Origin of the sequence: Butyrivibrio sp. WCE2006 (genome assembly GCF_000701985.1) — a bacterium.
In the GTDB taxonomy this organism is placed as follows: Bacteria; Bacillota; Clostridia; order Lachnospirales; family Lachnospiraceae; genus Butyrivibrio.
In genome coordinates this window covers 26,543-49,037 of record NZ_JNKH01000023.1, presented here as the reverse complement: position 1 = coordinate 49,037, position 22,495 = coordinate 26,543, and the positions used below count along the sequence as shown (strand labels likewise).

Annotated in this window: 19 protein-coding genes; 4 read left to right on the top strand and 15 right to left on the bottom strand. The window is 40.6% G+C overall.

Going from position 1 to position 22,495, the window contains the following annotated elements:
* The first annotated feature begins 725 nt into the window (after window positions 1–725).
* Window positions 726–1,526, top strand: a complete 801-nt coding sequence (locus tag T501_RS13425) for a hypothetical protein (protein ID WP_044915336.1) — start codon at window positions 726–728, stop codon at window positions 1,524–1,526.
* 96 nt (window positions 1,527–1,622) lie between these two features.
* Here T501_RS13425 and T501_RS13420 read toward each other — a convergent pair whose 3' ends face one another.
* On the bottom strand, window positions 1,623–2,912 hold the full coding sequence (locus T501_RS13420) for a glycoside hydrolase family 3 N-terminal domain-containing protein (RefSeq protein WP_050008309.1): 1,290 nt from the start codon (window positions 2,910–2,912) through the stop codon (window positions 1,623–1,625).
* A gap of 833 nt (window positions 2,913–3,745) precedes the next feature.
* Window positions 3,746–4,984 carry a serine hydroxymethyltransferase gene (gene glyA, locus T501_RS13415; protein ID WP_026510750.1) on the bottom strand — a complete coding sequence of 413 codons (1,239 nt, stop codon included), beginning with the start codon at window positions 4,982–4,984 and terminating at the stop codon, window positions 3,746–3,748.
* A gap of 234 nt (window positions 4,985–5,218) precedes the next feature.
* On the opposite strand from glyA, the gene T501_RS13410 reads away from it, so the two are divergent.
* Window positions 5,219–6,220, top strand: a complete 1,002-nt coding sequence (locus T501_RS13410; protein WP_026510749.1) for a diacylglycerol/lipid kinase family protein — start codon at window positions 5,219–5,221, stop codon at window positions 6,218–6,220.
* A gap of 138 nt (window positions 6,221–6,358) precedes the next feature.
* On the top strand, window positions 6,359–7,075 hold the full coding sequence (locus T501_RS13405; protein ID WP_044915335.1) for a phosphatase PAP2 family protein: 717 nt from the start codon (window positions 6,359–6,361) through the stop codon (window positions 7,073–7,075).
* 72 nt (window positions 7,076–7,147) lie between these two features.
* Here the strand turns inward: T501_RS13405 and T501_RS13400 are convergent, their stop codons facing one another.
* The 3 genes from T501_RS13400 to holA form a co-directional block, all read right to left on the bottom strand.
* Window positions 7,148–8,173, bottom strand: coding sequence for a glycosyltransferase family 2 protein (locus T501_RS13400; protein WP_044915333.1), 1,026 nt, complete (start codon window positions 8,171–8,173; stop codon window positions 7,148–7,150).
* 74 nt (window positions 8,174–8,247) lie between these two features.
* Entirely contained in the window at window positions 8,248–8,838 is a 591-nt protein-coding gene (locus T501_RS13395; RefSeq protein ID WP_044915331.1) for a DUF1653 domain-containing protein, read from the bottom strand.
* Between the two features lie 149 nt (window positions 8,839–8,987).
* Window positions 8,988–10,004, bottom strand: coding sequence for a DNA polymerase III subunit delta (gene holA / locus T501_RS13390; protein ID WP_044915330.1), 1,017 nt, complete (start codon window positions 10,002–10,004; stop codon window positions 8,988–8,990).
* A 106-nt stretch (window positions 10,005–10,110) separates the two neighbouring features.
* On the opposite strand from holA, the gene T501_RS13385 reads away from it, so the two are divergent.
* A complete protein-coding gene (locus T501_RS13385; protein ID WP_026510745.1) occupies window positions 10,111–10,515 on the top strand; it encodes an amino acid-binding protein in 405 nt (134 codons plus the stop codon).
* Window positions 10,516–10,638: 123 nt separating this feature from the next.
* Here T501_RS13385 and T501_RS13380 read toward each other — a convergent pair whose 3' ends face one another.
* From T501_RS13380 to argJ, 10 genes are all read right to left on the bottom strand, one after another.
* The gene (locus T501_RS13380) at window positions 10,639–10,944 is read right to left on the bottom strand and encodes a hypothetical protein (protein WP_026510744.1); all 306 of its coding nucleotides are present in this window, start codon (window positions 10,942–10,944) and stop codon (window positions 10,639–10,641) included.
* A gap of 151 nt (window positions 10,945–11,095) precedes the next feature.
* Window positions 11,096–13,318 carry a DNA internalization-related competence protein ComEC/Rec2 gene (locus T501_RS13375; RefSeq protein ID WP_197027961.1) on the bottom strand — a complete coding sequence of 741 codons (2,223 nt, stop codon included), beginning with the start codon at window positions 13,316–13,318 and terminating at the stop codon, window positions 11,096–11,098.
* 95 nt (window positions 13,319–13,413) lie between these two features.
* A complete protein-coding gene (locus T501_RS13370; protein ID WP_049945804.1) occupies window positions 13,414–14,352 on the bottom strand; it encodes a GerMN domain-containing protein in 939 nt (312 codons plus the stop codon).
* Window positions 14,349–15,833, bottom strand: a complete 1,485-nt coding sequence (locus tag T501_RS13365) for a sensor histidine kinase (protein WP_044915326.1) — start codon at window positions 15,831–15,833, stop codon at window positions 14,349–14,351. The genes T501_RS13370 and T501_RS13365 overlap by 4 nt, the downstream gene beginning before the upstream one ends.
* A gap of 13 nt (window positions 15,834–15,846) precedes the next feature.
* Window positions 15,847–16,527 carry a response regulator transcription factor gene (locus T501_RS13360; RefSeq protein ID WP_026510741.1) on the bottom strand — a complete coding sequence of 227 codons (681 nt, stop codon included), beginning with the start codon at window positions 16,525–16,527 and terminating at the stop codon, window positions 15,847–15,849.
* Window positions 16,528–16,549: 22 nt separating this feature from the next.
* Complete coding sequence (locus tag T501_RS13355) at window positions 16,550–17,323, bottom strand: helix-hairpin-helix domain-containing protein (protein WP_050008308.1); 774 nt, start codon at window positions 17,321–17,323, stop codon at window positions 16,550–16,552.
* A gap of 156 nt (window positions 17,324–17,479) precedes the next feature.
* A complete protein-coding gene (locus tag T501_RS13350) occupies window positions 17,480–19,006 on the bottom strand; it encodes a sugar ABC transporter substrate-binding protein (RefSeq protein ID WP_044915323.1) in 1,527 nt (508 codons plus the stop codon).
* A gap of 21 nt (window positions 19,007–19,027) precedes the next feature.
* Window positions 19,028–20,209, bottom strand: coding sequence for an aspartate aminotransferase family protein (locus tag T501_RS13345; protein ID WP_081843163.1), 1,182 nt, complete (start codon window positions 20,207–20,209; stop codon window positions 19,028–19,030).
* Between the two features lie 49 nt (window positions 20,210–20,258).
* Entirely contained in the window at window positions 20,259–21,149 is an 891-nt protein-coding gene (gene argB, locus T501_RS13340; protein ID WP_026510739.1) for an acetylglutamate kinase, read from the bottom strand.
* A 104-nt stretch (window positions 21,150–21,253) separates the two neighbouring features.
* Window positions 21,254–22,477 (bottom strand): bifunctional ornithine acetyltransferase/N-acetylglutamate synthase, encoded by a 1,224-nt coding sequence (argJ, locus tag T501_RS13335; RefSeq protein ID WP_044915320.1) that lies wholly within the window; start codon window positions 22,475–22,477, stop codon window positions 21,254–21,256.
* Between the last annotated feature and the right edge of the window lie 18 nt (window positions 22,478–22,495).

Genomic DNA, 22,495 nt, shown 5'->3' with positions numbered 1-22,495 from the left:
GGAGTCAAGGGACAGTACGCTGGGCGCGTGCGCCCGGGCAGCCCTTGACGCAGTGACACGGATTATCCTGAACTAACAGACAGCAAGCATGCTTGCTGTCCTGCTTCCGGCGAGGACGGGTCTGGGCAGAGCCCAGTTAAAGGGTCAAGGGACTAGTCCCTTGCAGGTTCTTAGGGCGGAGCCCTGAGCCTCCGGAGGACGTTAATCATGTCTCAGCCTGTATTTTGACCATTAACTATTAAATTCCGAGGTTTCTGCGGAGCAGAAACTTCCATTTCATAATAAAAAAGCCGGAGTTCTGCGTGGTTGGATGACTTTCATACCTACTTCTCTTAGGGGTGGAATTCACTAACTCTTAACCGGACAACGTGAACTCGACTTCTGATTGTCATACGCATTTTTCCGACTTTTGTGCTATTATAGCCGTAAATGTGGATAAAATCCATCATTTTTGTAAAAAGAAAACTCCACCACGTGGAATTTACTCCTACAAGGTGGAATTTACTCTTACAAAGTGGAATTAACTATTACAAGTCACCCTGTCTTATTCCGGTTTTTATCCCGATTCGTAAAACCGAGCATTTTTACACATTCTTCATATTGTTAATCATCTTTTCATTTGAAAGATTGCATTTGCCGGTGTAAAAATAAATTAGAGGTACTATACACAGCAAGGATGCTGTCGTTTCCGGGATATTTTCCCGAAGATCAAAGGAGTGATTTCTATGGGAATTAACATCAATATGGATTATTCCACCTTATTTGGAAGTTTACCGGGAGGTGGTTCTTCAAACAATCTGATGTCAGGGCTTTCCAATATGCTATCCGATTACTCCTCTATCAGAAATGGAAGCTATGGCAAGCTGGTTTCAGCATATTATAAAAAAATTGAAAGCGAAGATTCAGATTCAACCGAAAAGTCAGAACGCAGTTCAAAGGATACAGGATGGCCAAAGACCGAAACTCCAAAATCCAATGCTGCAGAAAAGAAACAGTATTCTGCAATTTCTTCTGATGCAAAGAGCGTAGCTTCTGATATCGAAAAGCTTGCAAAAGCTGACAGCTCTGTTTACAGCAAATCCTGGCATAATGTAACTGATGAAGATGGTAATGAAAATAAAGTATTTGATTACAACTCGTCAAAGGTTTCAAACGCCGTATCAAATTTTGTAAAAAGTTATAACAGCCTTATGGATTCATCCTCTGATGTATCAGATGTTACTACTTCCACAAGAGCTGATTACCTGTCCAAATTGACCAACTCCTACAAGAGCGAGCTTTCGTCTATTGGAATTTCAGTTAAGAATAATGGTAAGCTCTCACTTGATAAGGAAAAGTTAAACGCCGCCGGAGCTGAAGCAGTAGAGAATGTCTTCACCCAAAAGGCCGGATATGGATATAAAATATCTCAGGCTGCAACAAGCCTTGAGACCGCAGCTTCCAGAGCAGCATCCAATTCGTCAACATATTCGAAATCTGGATTTATGAACTCTGATTTTTCATCGATTATGGACTCTTTCATCTAAGAAAGAGCCATCGTACGCCGAATGGCGCACTTTAAAATAGCCGCCGGACCAGTATTTTTACTGATTCGGCGGCACTTTAATTTTATTAGCTTATTATTACTGAGCAGTTATCTCCTCTACTCTATTGGCATACTTCACTCTGTAAACCCTTCTAAGTGATTCGTTTATTCTATCCTCTGAGATCGTGCCATTCTGAACTGCAGCCAGCACTCCCTGATATGCCTCTCCAAAATTCTCCGGCAGGAAAATCATGTCTGCACCTGCCTGCAGCGCTGCAACGGCTGCATCTGCAGAAGAATACCTGTCAGAAATATCTGATAAAGAATCAGTAATTATGATTCCGTTATATCCGAGCTGTCCTCTAAGAACCTCCTGCATAACTGTCTGACTCAGGCATGAAGGTGTATCATCACCTGTGATTCCGGTGGAAGGTGCGCTGCAAACCATTATCATGCTTGCTCCGGAATCAATTCCTGCTCTGAATGGTTCAAGAACTTCTGCAAGTCCGTCTACATTATTACCACTGTTTATTGTCTCAGGAAAATACTGAAGGCAGGCTGAAACTCCAAATGACTGTAATCCCTCAACAGTCTTGGCAACCATTGCAGATACAGTCTTTGAATCAGCACCAAAAGAATTCCCTTCAGCTGACAAATTGGCATTAACACCAAGATTCAAATTGAATCCATAACCGTTTAAATAATCTGCAACTCTTGATGCAGTATTGTAAGCTTCGTCAGCATTACCATTACTTCCAAGCTCTGCCGGTGATGCAACAGGATCAAGTCCCAAAGCATTTGCCACTACACTTTTCTCACCGCCAACCTCAACTGTAGATAAAAACAAAGGATATTTACTCATTGCTGATGTAGAACTAAGCATTTCTTTTATCTGAGCACCATCCTTGATATTTTTTGAAAGATATACAAGACCTCCCACTGCATAGGAATTAAGTGCATCCTGGGTAGCAGTGCCAGCCTTAATGACAGCATCTGAGTTGGTGAGCTGCTCCGGTGAGACCATAAAAAGTCCTGCCACCCTATCCTCTAAAGGCATCTCGGAAATGCATGTATCAACCACATGATCAAGCATATCCTCTCCACTCATAACCTCAGCATCCGTCACTGCTTCATCAGGTGATTCAACAGCAGCCGGCTGTACATTAACCTCCTTAGCCTCTGCTACAGTCTCCTCAACCTGCTCATTATATGCTTTTACAGCGCCTATAACCTTATCCAGCGTAAAAAAAGCGCCGGATATTACTGAAACGCCTAATACACCTGTTATAGCATATGCCGTTATCTGTGCTCTAATCCTGCGCTGCCTTCTAAGCTCTCTGCGAACATCTCTCTCAGAACCGCCGTTATTATTCATTTTATCTTCCATATTCCCTCCCCATGGAAAATCCCCTAAAACTTTATATTCAAAGTATAGCATATGAATATTACAAGTTCTACTGATATGGAAAATATTTACCACAAAATATTGTATATTATGAAACTAAAAATCAAAACTTAGTGCTTATCCGCCTGTGATCAGGGGTTCCACATTTTTCCCGGGCAATCACTCACAGGACTATAAAGCAAACATAAAAAGGCTCTACCGCACAAAAAGCATAAGGGCGAATGCATCTGTTTCTATACATTCGCCCTTACGCATAATCAAATTGTGATTCACTGTCCAATGGACTTACCTCCAAGTTCTCAACTCTGCTATTTCCATTAACCTTTGCACTCGTATGCTGTGACGGCTAGTTCGACGACTAAGCTCTCGCCACTATGTCATGTACTTAAGCTCGTTGTGTTGGATATTCACTATTGTTTAGATGTTACTTAAGTAGTTCGGCGGACTATACCTTCCTTTCCGAAAATTTTAAAACTAAGATTTAGAGTAAAAACTTAAGTTCCCTTTGGACCGTACCTCCATTTCTTTCAGCCTGTTCTGCTGAATTATTGAAAGAAGTTTTCTCTTTCTCTTATCTTTAAACGTAGTATACACATGTTTTAAGCAATTGTCAATACACTTTTTATATTTTATTTTCATATTTAGATTATTTCGTTTATTAATATTGATTATCTGATAAATTGTTTTAAATCAGTATATTATATACACAATTCAAAATACCGTTTTTCTTGCTCGAAATTCTGAACGTAAAACAGAAAAAAAGCTGCCCCTCTCTATACATAGAGTCAGGACAGCTCTGATATACAATATATTGTTTAAATTAGCGGATATTTTGCAGTTAATTCTTTGATGATAGCTCTGGCTTCATCGTTTTTCTCACCCTTGCTCTTGATGACTATAGAAATTGCTTCGGCAATTTTATCCATGTCCTCTTCGTTCATTCCTCGTGTTGTAACAGCAGGTGTTCCAAGTCTGATACCACTTGTTACAAACGGTGACTGCTTTTCGTTTGGAATTGTATTCTTATTAGCAGTGATGTGCGCATCATCCAGCCATGCTTCAACTTCCTTACCTGTAAGATCATAGTTTGTAAGATCTATGAGCATAAGATGGTTGTCTGTGCCACCGGATACTATCTGAATTCCTCTGCTCATAAGACCTTCACTTAGTGCCTTTGCATTCTTAACGATCTGCTCAGCATAGGTCTTAAATTCAGGAGAAAGAGCTTCCTTAAAGCATACAGCCTTGGCTGCAACAACATGCTCAAGAGGGCCGCCCTGAATTCCGGGGAATACAGCCTTGTTGAATTTGTATTTATCCTGGGCTTCCTGATTCCATAAGATAAGTCCGCCTCTGGGTCCGCGAAGAGTCTTGTGTGTAGTTGTAGTTACAACATCTGCATACGGGAACGGGCTGGGATGTACGCCTGCTGCAACCAGTCCTGCGATATGTGCTATATCTACCATAAGTACAGCGCCGCACAGATCAGCAGCTTCACGGAACTTCTTAAAATCGATGGTTCTGCAATAAGCAGATGCACCTGCAATTATAAGTTTTGGCTGATGCTCCTTGGCAAGTCTCTTCACTTCATCATAATCAATGAAGCCGTTATCATCCACACCATAAGCAACAACATTAAAATATGTTCCGGAAATGTTTGCCGGACTTCCGTGTGAAAGATGTCCGCCCTGACTGAGATTCATTCCAAGAATTGTGTCACCGGGCTGTAAAAGTGCAAACTGAACAGCAAGGTTAGCCTGTGCTCCTGAGTGAGGCTGCACATTTGCATAATCGCAATGGAAAAGCTCCTTTGCTCTGTCTCTTGCGATATTTTCAACCTTATCTACGACTTGACAGCCGCCGTAGTAGCGTTTCCCCGGTAATCCTTCAGCATATTTGTTGGTAAGAGGGCTTCCCATAGCTGCCATAACAGCCTTACTGGTCCAGTTTTCAGATGCGATGAGCTCAATATGATCGTTCTGACGCTCCATCTCCTCTACAATAAGTGACGCGATTTCCGGATCAACATTTTTAACTTCGTCCAATGAGTACATACCTGCATATCCTCCGCTTCGATAATTTGACGTTTTAATGTGGTAAAGCAATTTTGTGTTGTATCATAGCATATAATAATATAGGTGTCAAAAGCAAAGATAGCTTAATGTATAAGTTTTTATTTACCGTAATTATTTATTAAATTCAATTTTAGCGTTATTCTATATTAGATAGAGTTTATCCCCTTCAATATCCGGATAAACTCTATAATTAACTATTTGGGGAGCAGTTGTATGTTCTATTGTATTGTTAATCCCTCTGCCAGATCCGGGCACGGGAAAAATATTTATAATCTTTTTGAGGAAAAGTGCAAAGCACTGGGAAAGCCCTACAAGATTTTCTTTACGAAGGGACCGGGACATGCCCTTAGCGTTGTAAAAAGGATAACAGATAATATCTCTGTAAAAAATAATGAAAATAAAGCTTTTGCTTCTGCGGATAATGAGCCTGTAAACATCGTTGTTATGGGCGGAGACGGAACCATCAACGAAGTCATTTCAGGAATTCAGGATTTTGATAATGTAAGGCTCGGGGTTGTCCCCCTTGGTTCAGGCAATGATTTTGTACGGGATCTTAATTTTCCCAAAGATCCAGCGGTTTTGATAAATCAGATATTAAAGGGCGAGGTTGTCAGAAAGCTCGATATCGGTAATGTACATTACGATCACATGACCAAGACACTTTCAAGACTTCATGATGAGCGAATCTCAGAGGAAAGACGCTTTGATGTAAGTGCAGGTATAGGCTTTGATGCTGCGGTCTGCGAAGAAGCGCTCTCTTCAAGTACCAAAAACAAGCTCAATAAGTTCGGACTTGGAAAACTGACTTACGGTATTATCGCAATCAGACAGATTCTTCATGCAGATCAGCCCTCATGCGATATTGAGACCGACGATGGCACACATATACATATAGACCATCTCATTTTTGCAGCGGCAATGCTTCACGCTTATGAGGGTGGCGGATTTAAATTTGCACCGGATGCAGATCCACAGGATGGTTATTTTGACCTGATCGCAGGCGGCGACATGAGCATAAGACAGATATTCAAGGCTTTGCCACTGGCATATTTTGGCAAGCATTATGGTCAGCATGGCATTCACCATGTCCGCGCCAAAGAAATCAAAATCACAACAGCCATTCCCTTATGGGTGCACACAGATGGTGAAGTATTATTAAAGTCCGATTCAATAACACTTACCTGCCATCATAAAAAGCTTAATTTGCTCTCTTAAATTTGGTCAAAATAACTAGGATTTTATAAAACTTTTATGATTTTTGTACAGTTTTTAGTTTGATAATTATTTTGTGCTGAGATATAGTAGAAAACGTAATACTAATTAGCTTTTTATCAATATAAGGTGATTTTTTTTATGAAAAAAAGAACATCAAAATGGTTTGACAAGCCTTGGACCAGGGAACGACTTGAGGATACCATCAGATGCCTGATACCGGTTATCATTTACGGTTTCATCTACCTTACATGGTTTTTCCACCTGGAAGGCACAAAAGAATTGCATTATACAGAGATTCATGCAGCTTTAGATGATAAGATTCCTTTTATCGAAGTGTTTATCATCCCATACCTTGGTTGGTTTGCATATTGTTCATTCTTCTTCTTCCTATTCCTTCTCATGTATGACATGGAAGACTTTTTCAAGAATGCAGCATTTTTCTTCACAGGTATGACGCTGTTTTTGATAATATCATCAATCTGGCCCAATATTCAGTATATGAGACCTGCTGTGATGCCCAGAGATAATATTTTTACTCATCTGATTGCTAACCTCTACCGGACTGATACACCTACTAATCTCTGGCCGAGCATCCATGTATACAATGCAATCGGCACACACCTTGCTGTATCTAATTCAAAGCGTTTCAGCAAGGGACTTAAATCCGGTTCACTGATCTTCTGTATACTGGTTATTCTTTCAACCATGTTCATCAAACAGCATTCTGTAATAGATGTACTTGGCGGAATCATATTTGCAGTAGCTACTAACCTTGTGGTCTACAAGAGTGAGCTGGTGGTAAATGCTTATCATCGCCATAATGAAAGAATTAAAGCCAAGAGAGTTATTCAATAATTATTAAAAAAATTAACCATGGACTGATGCATTTGCAGGTCCATGGTTTTTTTACGTCTCAAAATACTAAGCTTAATTGAAATTGTAGAGCTTCTGTGCAATCTTATATCCGGTAAGCGTAATCTTTCTTCCGCCCTTTCCCGGGAGATAAACAAATACACCCTCAATGCGATATCGAAGCTTGCAATAGAGAAGAAGGCTTCTGTTCTTGATATATCTCATGAGTTCTTTTCTTCTCTCAAGATTCTCCTTTGTTCCTGATGCAATCATCAGAATTGTAGAGATAGCTGTAATGATCTCAAGATAATTAAACATGTAATGATAACGCTTCTTGTTTGATCTGATCATTCCGATGTTTTCAACATAATAGTCAACCATCAGCTTGTTCACACGAACCTGCTGATCCAGTCTTGAAATCATGATATTCTGGTTTACTGACTGATCTGATCTGCCAATATAGTAGTAGTAAAAATTGACATCCAGGTAATACATGGTCTTAACAAACGGCAGCGGATTAAATACATAAATATTATCCACATAGAAGGTGTGCTCCGGCAGTTTCAATCCACAGTCACGCAAAAGCTTGGTTCTGAAAATAACTGAGTGCATAAGCAGGTAATGGCCTATGCTTATCTTCTTAACGTCATCCCAGGTAAACATCTCCTCGATAGGGAACATTCTGTTATAACGCATAACCTTGTGTCTATGCTCACCCTCTTTGTTGTAAACAAAGTTGCTGATAAGAAGATCAAGTCTCTCGCTCCCGCCAACAAATTCTTCAAGAGTTGTCAGTATCTTTCTGTATGCAATCTCCTTTACCCAGTCATCACTGTCTACAACTTTAAAGTAAAGTCCGGTTGCATTCTCAAGACCTGCATTAACTGCTGAACCATGACCGCCATTCTTCTTATGGATTGCTTTACATATGGTAGGATACTTCTGCTCATATTCATCTGCTATGGCAGCTGTGTTATCCTTTGAGCCATCATCAACTATGAGAATCTCAACATCTTCACCACCAACAAGAAGTGAATCAATACATTTTCTCATGTAATCCTGCGAATTATAGCAGGGAACTGTTATACTTAATAACTTCATATTACCTTCATATCTCCTCATCTATAAACAAATCTTTTTATCTTACCTGTCTGCTTACAAGTCCGTCCCATTCATCAGCTACGCAGTCTGGTAACTTCGAATCTCTGCTTGGTTAAAAGACACTCCCTGAGTTCTCCGCAACGAACGTCCGGATCATCCCCGGGGATCTCCGTATCTATTGCCATAGCCATTATATCAATCATATCATTTGTGACAACCGGTCTTATGAGATTAAGAACTTCAAGTCTCTCAGTTGAGCTGCCCGCATCAAGGAATCTGACTACCAGTGGATTCATGCCAAAATCCTCAGCCTCCTCCTCAATAGTGCGATTCATATAATCGGAATTTGGCTTAGTCTCTTCCTTCTTTTCTCCAATGCCAAGCCCCTCCGGAATCTCAAAATGGCGCTTTGACTCATCAGCTGCCTTCTTTTCATCAGGAGTAAAAAGTTCAAATCTCATCCTCTGATCAGCATTGGGATATTTTTCTTTATCTACTTCAGATACAAATTCCTTTAAAGGTCTGCAATATACCGTAAAATCACCGTACAGTGCCTGATATACCACCTGTTCCTCTCCTGTGTCTGCATCTCTGGCGATTGTTATAACCTGATATTTACCGCCTTTAAAATGTCTGTATAATTCCTGTGGTTTTGGTCTTAGCAAAACAAATGCCTCCTAAAACAAAATTTGCAAGATACTCATCTTTAGCGTAATTACACATATTTTTCTTATATGATTACGCTAATTATGGGCAGAGAAATCCAATTTCGACTCCCTTAAGATTTTATCATAAAAAACATCTTATAGGTAAATTATCTCGATGTGGATTTAACTATGATCATTTCAATACTTATAAATCTATCCAGCCTTCCGGTTTTTACCGCTTCATCACTTGAAAGGCACATATCTATTGCTTCTTTCAAATCTTTCATTGAATAACTTCTCGCCCAGCCCAAAAGCTTCTCAGCCACAAAGGGGTGCACACTGATTTTGGACGCCACATCCTTCTTGTTCATTCCAAGCTCCGCCATTTCCTTAGTCTGCAGAAGCTGATTAAACTGCCTGAGTACAAGAGCCAGTATCTGTTCAGGTGCAGTCTTAAGTGCCAGAAGTTCATAATATATTTCCATGGCCTTCGCCTGATTTTTCATGACTATAGCATCTGTCATTTCAAATATCCTGCTGGTCAGCCAGTTTGCACATACAGCGTCTATGTCCTTCTCGGTGACTTCGTTCCTGCCAAGGCAATAGCTTACGAGCTTGTCCATCTCATGGATCATGTTGGACATATCTGTTCCGACTCTGTTTATAAAATATGCGATAGTCCTGGTTGAGATAACCATATTTTCACTCTTAAACTTGCCTGTAATCCATTTATACAGCATCTGCTCATCAGGAGTTTCACAGTTAATATCAAGTCCTATCTTACTTACGGCTTTATACATATCCTTTCGTCTGTCGACTTCGGATTCCACAAACAGAAATGCCGTTGTTTCCGCAGGATTCTTCAGGTACTCTGCAAGCTCGGGACATCCGTTTTTAAAAAAGCCGCTATCCTCTATTACGATAACTCGTCTCTCCGCAAAAAAAGGAAGTGTCTCTGCCATGTCTATTATCTCACCGGGATTAAGATTATTTCCTTCATAACTTTGCAGATTCATGGCATCACCGCTTCCAAGCAGTGCTTTCTTAAGCTTATCCCTGTTCTGTTTCCTTAAGTATACTTCATCACCGTATATCAGATAACAGGGTCTGAAATTACCGGTCTGTATGTCCTCATTTATTTGTTTTTGCTTAACCGGGTAATCCGTAGTTTTCTTCGCAGCCATATTCTCCCCTTGCTCCGTAATCACAATATGTTGTATTATATCATAAATAGGCCTATAGAAATTGCTTTTTGAATCAGGCTAAAGTCTTTTTATGGAAGGAGTCAGAATGTTAAAACAGGTATCTATTTACGCTGAAAACAAAAAGGGATGTTTTCAGAATATCACCGGAATTCTCAGGACAAATGATATCAATATACTCGGTTCCGTAACCAATGATTCTGCTGAATACGGTATAATAAGAATGGTTGTTTCCGATCCCGAGAAGTGTATTGAAGTCTTAAGATCTGAAGGATATATTTGCAAAACTACTCACGTACTTGGCATAGAGTGTCCTGACGCAGTAGGTGCACTTGATAATATCCTCAAGTCTTTATATGAAAGTAATATCAATGTCAATTATATCTATTTATCTTTCAACCGCGAATCTGGTCTGCCCATAATGGTAATGCACACAGATGACATTTATGCGGTAGAGAATATTCTTGTTAATAAAGGTTATAAATCCATCTAATGAATAGAATGTGCACTTATGAAAAGTATCCAGAAATTCAACTGAGTTTTATATTGAATTAAAGCAAGAACGCGGACTCCCCAGTCCGCGTTCTTAAAATTATATATAAAATTTCATACCTACCTACTTAACCTCTGCCCATGGCTTGCAGCAAAGACCAACTGCAAATGTCAACGAAATCGCTATTTCTATAAAAAGAATAAATTTATCTGCCTGCTCTCTATTCTCCCCTAGTACTTCAGCATCTTCATCACTATCGTCCGTATCTGTCTCTTCATCAGTTTCCTCATCTGCATTGGCAGAATCTTCACTATAACTGGTCAAAACAGATTGCTTCTCAGTAGCCGCAGCATGTACTGTCACGGTGGAGCTGCCAGCCCCCAGCAGAATCGCGATTATAAGCATCGCGCCTGCGATTATTTTTCTCATCCCTCACCTCTGTTCTATACCTTAACTACATGGTTATTATAAATGACTAATTTTACCTTGTGTTTACAAAAGATGCACCGCATCATTCAAAACTCGTACTTGACAATTTTTACCATTAATGAGTTATCTTTACTCACAATTCTTCAAGGCATTAATTTATGTAAGTATTAATTTTTAACCGATTATCATCCAAAGAAGTAATAATTGCACCGCTTTCTGCAGTTATATACGTTCTGGTGCCTATTTTCTCAAGTCTGTCTATCACTTCCTTATGAGGATGATGGTATCTGTTTTTTATGCCGCAGCTGATAATGGCTATCCTGGGCATGATCAGATCAAGGAATTCCTCATCGGTAGTATATCTGCTCCCATGATGCGCAACCTTTAGAAGCGTCAGATTGTTGAATTTCTCCCTGTTTTCACGGATATACTCCCTTAAATTTTCCTGTCCCTGTCCGTCTACATCACCGGTAAAAAGTCCGCTGAATTCGCCCTTCCTTAAGTACAATACGGTTGAATATGCGTTTGGTTCATCTGTGATCATATTCTTTTGAGGTCCAATGCAACACACCTCCATATCACTGTCATTAATCCTGTCACCTCTTCCTATATACATTACAGGTATTCCACATTCTTTAGCCTTTCTTTCGATTTCAAGATAATTATTTTCCTTTGAAGCTTCATCAACTTTAGGCAGTATCAGATTCTCAATTCTTATGCTTCCTCTGCTTTTTTCCATTTCATCCATAAGCTCAAGGATTCCACTTATATGATCCTCATCCTCATGGGTCATTATCACAGCGTCGAGCTTTGAAATCCCACTGTATGATAAAAAGGGTATCAGCTGGTACTTTGCAATATTCTTTTTTGATGTGCTTCCTCCATCAATAAGATAATTGGCGGTTTTTGTTTCGATAACAATTCCATCCCCCTGCCCCACATCAAGAGCAGTTATTCTAAGTTCAGGCCTTATCCTGATACAAAGGACCATGATCCCGGCAAAGAGTATGAAATATCGTATTCCTTCGAAGAAAAACCGGAATCTTCTTTTTCTCTTATCTTCAAGATCAGGATTTATATACTCTTCCATTACCCCGGATTTTAATATCACAAACATTCCCAGAGCCATAAGATAAAGCACCACCTGCAGAATCCCAGCATGTCCTGCATACCATGTACTTCCAGGTATAGAACTGCCAACATCACAGCAAAAGATGAACCATCTGATTATCAAATGACAGGCAGTACCTGCCATGACACCACTTGGTAAAAACACAGTCCCTAAAATGATGCAAAGTATTCCAAAGAGCATAAGCAATGACATAAGCGGAAGTATCAGAACGTTCAGAAAAATTGAGTAAACTGGGTAGGTATAATAAAAACTCATATACACCGGCAATGTAACCAGCATAATAGAAAGGCTTGCAGAAAATATTTTCAATTTTCCTTTTCTGATAACTTCAGGTAATGCAGGCAGAACATATCCTATAGCCAGTACCGCACCAAAGGACATTAAAAAGCCGCTGTGCTTTATGTACAAAGGCTGAGCGCACAACAACATGATTCCTGCCAGCGAAAGTGCTGATAGCATATCGTACGTTCTCCCAATGACATCAGCGAATAACCTTACCATAAACATGATTATTGCCCTGAACGCAGATGTGCTCATTCCGCACATAACTCCATACATGTACATAACAGATATTGCGGACAAGGCACTAATAACAATGCCGGCTCCTGTCCTTCTGATAAGCTTGTACAGCGTCATGCCTATTATTGATATATGTAGCCCCGAAACTGCCATTATATGAATAATTCCGTTCCTTGTAAAGGCTTCTTTTACATCTTCATCAAGTCCGTTTTTATTGCCAAGAAGAACTGCCTTCATAACTCCGGCATCCTTAGGTCTTAACACATTATCAAGGACTTGTTCAAGATACAGTCTCACATTATAAATTCCTTCAGAAAAGCCATCCTTCTCTCCTCCTATTCCGAGTATCTGAACATCGGTGAGACAATATTCAATTTTTAAAATTCTATAATAATTACGGCTGTCAAATTCCCCGGGATTTCTGTCTTCGGAAAAGAGCTTTACCTTCCCTTTGGCCTTAACAAAACAGCCAAAAGGAAGATTATACTCTGCATCATCAATGTAGAGCATAACCTTTTTTCCATTATCTTTTTTCAAGTAAACAACAAGCTGCTTTTCTCCTGAAAAGGAGTTTATTCTATTCTCTTTTCCACTAATCTCTCCAATTATGGTGATCACCTGCCGATCAGCAGGTAAATTAGATTCCCCCGTTGGCAAAATCTGAACGAGGAAAAAGACAACCACAGCTAATAATCCCCCAATAGCACATAGTGGTCGCTTCATTATAGTATTTCCATTCATTACCGGATTCGTACAGATCACTTTGTAAGGTTCATCACAAGCCCGGTGGAACTTGTCTAAGCAGAGTCCTTAACCTGTTACTGCCTTACAATATCGAGATTTCTCTCAAACACGGTTCCGAGTGATATCTTTTCCATAAAATTAACATCGGAAGAACCGTTTATTGAAATCTGCACCTTGTTAACATCCGCAGTTTCACAGATAGTATTAACAAGAGAGTAAAGTGCAATCTTGGGATCCATGTCATTTGTCCTGATATTCACAACTGAATCAAAATCCACATAGCACACTCCGTCTCTTACTGATACGGAGTTGATTTTTGTCTGAGGATTTATGGTAGGATAGGCAAGGTCTGTATTAGGGCCGCTTATAACCTGCTCAATAACAAGTCGCTGCATCAGAATATTACTGTTGTATACAACAGTTCTGTAAACAGGAACAAGCTCCTGTCCATCTTCGGTAGCAAAATACAGCACAAGCTCAGCCTTTTCATACGCATTGATCTCGTTGCCCGCATTATATACAAAATTATCTGCAGCCATGTTGCCGATCATATTGCCGTTCCCGTCAAGGAGTGGAGCTCCTTCCACAGTAAAAGTCACATATTCCACTCCCGGAATCTGAGTCAGGGTTCTTACCATCGCTGCCCTGTCAAGAATCTCAGTAGTCTTCTTGGTTGTGGTATAAGTATTGGCAAAATCCAGCGTAAGGATATCATTGCGCAATGAATAGGATAACAGATTAACAGGTCCGTAAATAGGCGCTTCATATTCGAGCTTTTCAGGCATGGTCTTCATCTGTGTAAGCAGCTCATCTATGACCTTCTCGGTATCATTCATGTCTGCCGCCACAACGTACTCCTGAAAAATAATCCCTGTCTCATCAGAATTCAGGTAGTAAACCTTGACATTGTTTTTCCCATCGGAGACATCCTCATTACCACATCCTGACATGCATCCAAACACAAGCAAAAAACACATTATTAAATTTGATATTTTTTTAATTGTCATATTCATATTTTTTGTTGTTCCAAAGACTGCATGTATATAAGAGGAATACGCACAGTAAATGTAGTTCCCACATTTTCCTCACTCTTAACCTCTATCGTTCCTCTGTGCATCAAAATAGCATTGTGAGTTATGGCAAGACCAAGTCCTGTTCCGCCAATCTCTCTGGATCTTGACTTATCTACACGGTAAAATCTCTCATAAATCCTATCGAGACTGTCCTCCGGAATTCCGATTCCGGAATCACTGATCTCACAGGTAAAATATTGATGATCAGCATCCAGCTTAACCTTGACAAAGCCATCATCCTTATTGTACTTAACTGCATTCTCGACAAGATTCATAAGTGCCAGTGAAAGCTTTATCTCGTCGATCTCAGCAGTAATCTCTCTTGTTGTTTCAAGTGTAAGTTCTATGTTATGCTTCCTTGCTATCGGCTTCATTCTCTTAAGAATGACCTCCATCATCTGCACCACATCTACCGATGTGATATTAAGAGGAGTAGCCTTTTTGTCCATCCTTACAAGTTCCAACAGATCGTTGATTATCTTATTCTCTCTGTCCACTTCTGCTGCTATATCCTCCATGAAATCCCTGTAGACTTCATTAGGGACATCCTCCTGCATGATAAGTGAATCAGCAAGTACCTTCATTGATGTGATTGGTGTCTTAAGTTCATGTGATACGTTTGAAACGAATTCCTGTCTTGATGTATCAAGAGCATTCATCTTAACAAGAAGCTGATTGAATGCCTGTATGATATGCTCGGTTTCATAGTAATCCGATGCCGGAATAGGTTCATTTGTAAAGCCTGCTCTTACATCATTAATAGCCGTAGAAATCCTGTCAAAGGGCTTAAGGAGTCTCCCTGACATATACCACGCCATCACCAGAATCAGCAGAATTGCAATAACCTCTATAGTTACAGCTCTTCTTGTGAGAATATCCATAGTCGTTGAAATGTACTCAGAAGAAACACTGATCAGAAGCACTCCTCTGACCACATCCTCTGTGGCAGTCTCTGCAGCCCTGTCGCCGCTTTCATAGGTCAGCGTCTCAGTGATAGGTGCTGTCATTTCGATGTAATGGTTATTCCTGTCGTATACCGTTGAAGATCCACTGGTTCCGCTTTTCAGACACTTAACCACTTCTTCGGAAATTATGGTCTTACCCTCGCTTATACCATAGGTATCCTTGCGAATAGTAAGATTACTGTCTATAACCATAACTCGTCCATCATACAGATTGGCAAGAAGATCCAGCTCAGCATTTATTACATCTGAAGTTGTATCAGAAAAATAGTTGTAATTGATCAAATGATTAGCCAGAATCATGAGCTGTGTAGAAACTTCCGTCTCTCTGACATTAACAGCACGGTCTTCGTAGCTTTCAAGAATCGCATAATGAATCACGAGGCATGAAACCAGCCCCGTGAGAAAAACAATCAAAAATATCCTGAATCTAAGACTTTTAAAAGGATTGTAAATCATAAGAGCTCCCTAATTAAGCCTGAAAGTAATAGCCTGAGCCCCACTTTGTCCTCACATAACGAGGTTCACTGGGATTATTCTCAAGCTTTTCTCTGAGTCGTCTGACATGTACATCAACTGTTCTCTCATCGCCCGGGAAATCATCTCCCCAGATTGCAAGAAGCAGCTCACTCCTGTTATAAACCTTACCGGGAGTCGATACCAGAAACTCAAGAACATCAAACTCTCTGCTTGTTAAGTTGATCTCTCTCTCGCCGACGTATACTCTTCTGTACTCCTCGTTTATCATAAGATCACCAAAGTTCAGTACCTTCTCCTGTACCTCGGGTTTATTGGTTCTTCTCATGATAGCCTTGATTCTGGCCTTCACCTCAAGAATATTGAAAGGCTTTGTGATATAATCATCAGCGCCATATTCAAGCCCAAGGATCTTATCCATATCATCACCCTTGGCAGTGAGCATTACTATCGGCACATTGGAAAACTCTCTTATCTGCTGGCAAACCTCAAATCCGTCCATTTTAGGAAGCATAACATCAAGTAGAATTATGTCATAGGTATTATCGTGAGCAAACTGCAATGCCTCTTCGCCATCAAAAGCACTGTCAACCTTCATTCCGTCCTGTTCAAGACTGTAACGGATTCCTTTTACAATTGTCTTCTCGTCATCAACAACTAATACCCTTTTTGCCATCTCTTCTACTCCATTCAACTAATCAAACTGTTATGTGATCTTTTATTTTTGAAAAGAACTTATCTTTGATACCGGTCACTTTTTTGATATCTTCGATAGTTCCAAATCTACCGTTTTCTTCTCTGTAAGCAATAATGCTTTTTGCTCTGCTGGGCCCTATTCCGGGAATACTGCAAAGCTCATCCTCTGTTGCTGAATTTATATTTACTTTCCCTTCGTCCTTTTCCGATGCAGAAGAACTATCAGATGGTGCTCCGATAATTCCGACCTGTTCGCCAATATCTGCTCTCTTTTGACTTCCATCCGTTTCAGCTATGGAAGCGCTCTCCTCAGTAGTAGGAACCTTAATCTTGATTCCATCCTCAAGCACAAGTGCCTGATTTATGAAGTCGCTGTCAGCATCCTCTGAAAAACCTCCTGCCGCTTTTATGGCATCCACCACTCTGCTGCCTGTAGGAAGCTCATAGACTCCCTCGCACAAAACAGCCCCGCAGACGTGCACCATAACGGTACTTGGAATAACTATCTGCGCAGCCTGTTCATCTGCTATACTATCGCTATTTTCAGATTGGGAAGTATGCTCCTTTTCCGTAGTATCAGATAATGCTTCACTGCTCTTTGCAGAGCTGCTATCTTCAGAAAAAGTCCCCTGTAAGCTCTCATCCGCGCTGTCCTCAGTAATCGGACCATCAGGTTCATAAATGATCATACCCGAATTTTTCTTACTGCAACCGGATGTAAATAAACTACAGGTCAAAAGTATAAATATAAAGCATTTTGTAATATTTTTATGCATGTCTCCTCCAGGATAAAAATGGAGGCCCCACCACGCATGAACTTTATTAAGTCCATCTTCATAATAACGGAAATAAATTCTTAAAGCAAGATGGCTGTAACATTTTCGTAACAATTACAAAAAAGACAGCCAATCAGATAAATCTTTTGTGAATTTTTATTCTTCCTGCCCTTCAGTTATAACAACCGTAGCATCGGGAAGTCTCTCTTCTTCGACCTCTGAGCCATTAATCTGAAGCTTAACATTTTCGGACAAAGTCTTTAAAGTATCGTTAACATTTGCCCCGTCCCAGATATCTGCAAAAGCAATTTCAAGCTTAACCCAGAAATTACTTGTAGCCATGAGTTTTGGCATCGGTACAGAATTGCCATAAACACTTAAAAATGAATCAAGAGAATCGTTATTGTATGGTACTCCCTCATGTGCTATGAGTTTCCCACTCATGGTATAACATGTATCAGTATTCTCACTGCAAAGGAAAGCAGCAAAATCGTTAGCTTTATCTGGATGCTCCGAATAGCCGTTTACCGCAAGGCAGTTGGTTACTGACATAGTTCTTGTGCCGTAGTTTTCGTTAAGAGCAGGCATGGTTGTAACACCGTAATCAAAGCTGCATTTTCCTTCACTCTTTGCCGCCTCGATTTTGGCAACGGCATCAGATGTTGCCACAGTGAATACAGTTTTTCCATCTATAAAATCCTGCAGAACCTTATCATAATTCACAGCGCTCTCATCAATGGCAAAGAACTGATTAAGCTGCTGATAAAAGCTCATACAGTTAATGGTATTCTCATTATAAACATCGATCTGACTGATATCATCTCCTGACTTGCCGCCAAGATTAAGATAATTCCCAACAAAGAAATAATTATAGAAGATATCGGTTACATCCCACTGAAATACTGACTCTACAGTATCAGGAGCATTGTAGTTATCCGCAAAGAGCAAAATATCTTCTATTGTTTTGGGAAGCATCTCCTGTACCTTAGCTTCAAGCTGCTCCTGACTAATCTCAATAGCTGCCGTCTCTCCTTCAGCCTCAGCTTCATCATATACAACTTCACCGGCTTCGTCTGAGTTTATGTCTGCGCCTTCAATCTCCCCGGCATCTGCCGCAGCCTGTGCAGCTTCGCCCTCTTCTGCATCAATCTCAGCCTGAGCCCTGGCCCTTACTTCATCCTCAAGATATGTCCTGTTGTATAAAAGAGAACTGGTCTCAAAATAGTAAGGATATGCTATGTATTTACCTTTATATGTAACAGCATTTTTGGCAGCATCACTAAATCCAAGAGCCTTATCATCCAGGATCTCAGGATTTCTGATTTCTCCCGCAAGTCCTGCAAGATAAGCCTTTTCAAGGCCGTCGTGTGTCATTATAAAAACATCAGGGAAATTATCACCCTCAGCAGACGCCTTGTTAATGGCTTCAAGATATTCAAGACCTGATACCAGCTCCAACTCTACTCTGGTGGTTTTACTCTTCTTATTATATTCAACAACTCTGCCTGTCAGATAGTCAGTCATTGCTGAATCCGTATACCACAATCTGACAGTGGTTTTATCATTTGAACCAAAAATAGGGCGTTCCTCATGGAGGCTGACACCCGATTTAGAATAATATAAAGCTGCCAAAAGCAGCGCTACCAAAAGAACTGCTCCCAGCAGCCTGAATCTCATTTTCATATAAACCTCGCAACCGATAACTTATTTAATGCAAGGCTCCAGGATACTAATCATCTCATCTACATTTTCCTTTGTAATGATGAGCGGAGGGATAAAACGTATTACATTTGTTCCAGCATTGATAAGAATAAGACCTTTTTCCAATGCTTTATTAATCGTGTCTGCCACGGGATGATCAAACTCAAGTCCCTGAAGCAGTCCGCTTCCACGGCGATCTATTATAAATTCATAGCGCTCTTTGAGTTCATCAAGGCGCTCCTCCAGATAATCCGAAACCTCTCTCACGTTATCTATTATATGTTTAGTCTCGAATAAATCAAGGACTTTGTTGATTGCAGCACCTGCCAGGGGATTACCGCCGTAGGTAGTGCCATGATCTCCGGCAACCAGTGAATTCTGCCCCACCTTTTCAGTCATAAGAAAAGCTCCTACAGGCACGCCGCATCCAAGAGCCTTGGCAGTAGTCATAATGTCAGGCTTAACTCCGTATTTCTGCCATGCATACATGTATCCTGTTCTTCCCATCCCACACTGAATTTCATCCAATATGAGAAGTATATCCTTTTCATCACAGAGCTGCCTTACATTCTTAAGGAATTCCTCTGTTGCAGGGTAAATTCCGCCCTCTCCCTGAACAGTCTCCATAATAATGGCAACTGTCTTATCTGTAACCTGAGCCTTAACACTTTCAAAATCGTTAAAGTTGGCAAAGCAGATGTTACCAATCATGGGCTCGAAAGCTTCTCTGTAGTGACTGTTTCCTGTCACTGAAAGAGCTCCAAAGGTTCTTCCGTGAAAGGAATGATTCATGGCGATTATTTCATGGTCAGTTCTGCCATCCTTTAAAAAGCCATATTTTCTGGCTGCCTTAAGTGCACCCTCAACGGCCTCAGCTCCGCTGTTTGTAAAAAATACGCGGTCCATGCCTGAGACTTCTTTAAGCTTTCTTGCAGCCTCAATTGCAGGTACATTGTAATAATAATTAGAGGTATGAATGACCTTATCAATCTGATTTTTTAAGGCATTATTATAATCCTTATTCCCGTAGCCAAGGGCGAATACTCCGATTCCTGACACAAAATCAAGATAGCTTTTTCCTTCAAGGTCATAGAGGTGAACTCCCTCTCCCTTATCCAGCACCACCTGATATCTGTTATAAGTATGTAAAAGGTCTTTTTCAGCCTCGTCTATATATTCCTTCATTGTGCTCATGAAATTTCTACTTCCTCTCTATAAACGCTATTTTCCTGCTTTATTCCTCTTTTTCATCATCATCTGCCACAAACATGGTTCCAACACCCTTGTTGGTAAAGAACTCAAGCAACAGGCAGTGAGGAATTCTTCCGTCAAGAATATGGACTCTGTGTACGCCTTCTTTTACTGCGTCTGTACAGTTTTGGAGCTTTGGAAGCATTCCACCTCCGATATTGCCGCCTGCAATCAGTTCATCAACCTCAGAACAGGTAAGCCTTGAAATAAACGAGGACTTATCATTTATATCCTTGTAAACGCCTTCAATATCTGTGAGGAACACAAGCTTTTCAGCTCCCACAGCCTTTGCAATGGCACAGGCTGCATCATCAGCATTTATATTAAAGGTATCAAAATCCTCATTCATTCCAACCGGTGCGACTATGGGAAGATAATCATTATCCATAAGATCATAGAGTATCTTGGGATCAACCTTCTCAACATCTCCCACAAAACCTATGTCCTGACCACCGGAGAGCTTCTTTTTAGCCTTTAAAAGTCCGGAGTCCTTACCGCTTATTCCGATAGCCTTAACGCCAAGCTCCTGAACCATTCTCACAAGGCACTTGTTCACCTTGTTTAAAACCATCTCAGCAATCTCCATGGTTTCTTCATCTGTCACGCGAAGTCCGTTAACAAACTCAGCCTCTTTACCAACCTTACCTACCCATTTGCTGATGGCCTTTCCACCGCCATGAACAATTATAGGTTTAAAGCCAACAAGCTTTAAAAGTGTAACGTCCTTAATTACATTTTTCTGAAACTCTTCACTTTCCATGGCACTTCCGCCGTATTTAACAACGATAATCTTGCGATTATATTTCTGAATATATGGCAGAGCCTCGATAAGTACCTCCGCCTTTTTAAGCACTTCCTGCATATCTTTGTCCATTGCTTCTTCCTCCTCAAATATCTACCGGAAAGATTACTTTGTAATCCTGCCTTACCGGTCGGAATGGTTCCTCCCTAAACTTTAAACAGTAACAGACTCCATAATCAGGATCTGTAATCAGCGTTGATCTTTACATAATCATAGGTAAGATCACATCCCCAGGCGGTTGCCTCATCGTTACCTGTATGCATATCAGCTATTGCAATTACTTCCTTCTGGGATAAAACCTCAGTGGCAAATTCTTCATCAAAAGGCTGTGGTTCTCCGTTCTTAAAAAGTAAAATGCTTCCCTTTGAACTTTCAATGGAAAGCTCTATCTTGTCGGGATCAAACAGAACACCTGAATAACCAAGTGCGCAAAGTATTCTTCCAAAGTTTGCATCATGACCATAGATCATAGCCTTTGTCAAAGATGAGCAGATAACAGACTTTGCCAGTGTTCTTGCATTTTCCTTTGTATCTGCATTGACAACCTTTACAGTGAACAGTGCGGTTGCACCTTCGCCGTCGCCTGCCAGCATTCTTGCCATTTCTTCGCAGATGGCATAAAGTGCATCCACAAAGGTTTTATAATCATCGTTTTCTTCTGTGATCACAGGATTGGCAGCATCTCCGTTGGCGATTACCATAAGTGAATCGTTTGTAGACATGTCGCCGTCAACAGATATCATGTTGAATGTATCAACAACTACTGACCTTAATGCCTTCTGTAAAAGCTCATTGGATATTGCAACATCCGTTGTCATAAAGGAAAGCATTGTGCACATGTTGGGATGTATCATACCTGATCCCTTAGCCAGAGCGCCGATTCTGCAGGTTTTCCCGCCAATCTCAAATTCCATTGCCATCTGCTTGGAGTGCGTATCTGTAGTCATAATAGCTTCAGCTGCGCCTGTACCTGCATCTTCTGAATCAGAGAGCTCCGGAACCATTTTAGCAATACCGCCCTTTACAGCTTCCATATTCATCTGCATTCCGATCACACCTGTAGAAGCCACCAGAACTGAATCCTCAGGAATCCCCAGAAGAAGTGCCACTGCCCCGGCAGTTTCAGCACATAATTTTCTTCCCTGCTCTCCTGTACAGGCATTGGCTATTCCTGAGTTACCGACTATAGCATGAACAGGATGAATTCCATTGCATATCTCCTTATCCCACACAACCGGAGCAGCCTTTACAACATTACTGGTAAATACTCCTGCTGCCGTACATGGAGATTCACTGTAAATCAGCATCATATCTTTTCTGTTTATATATTTAATTCCTGCCTCGCAGCTTGCAGCCTTGAATCCCTTTGCTGCAGTCACACCGCCTTGAATACGCTTCATATTTTTGTCTCCTTCAAA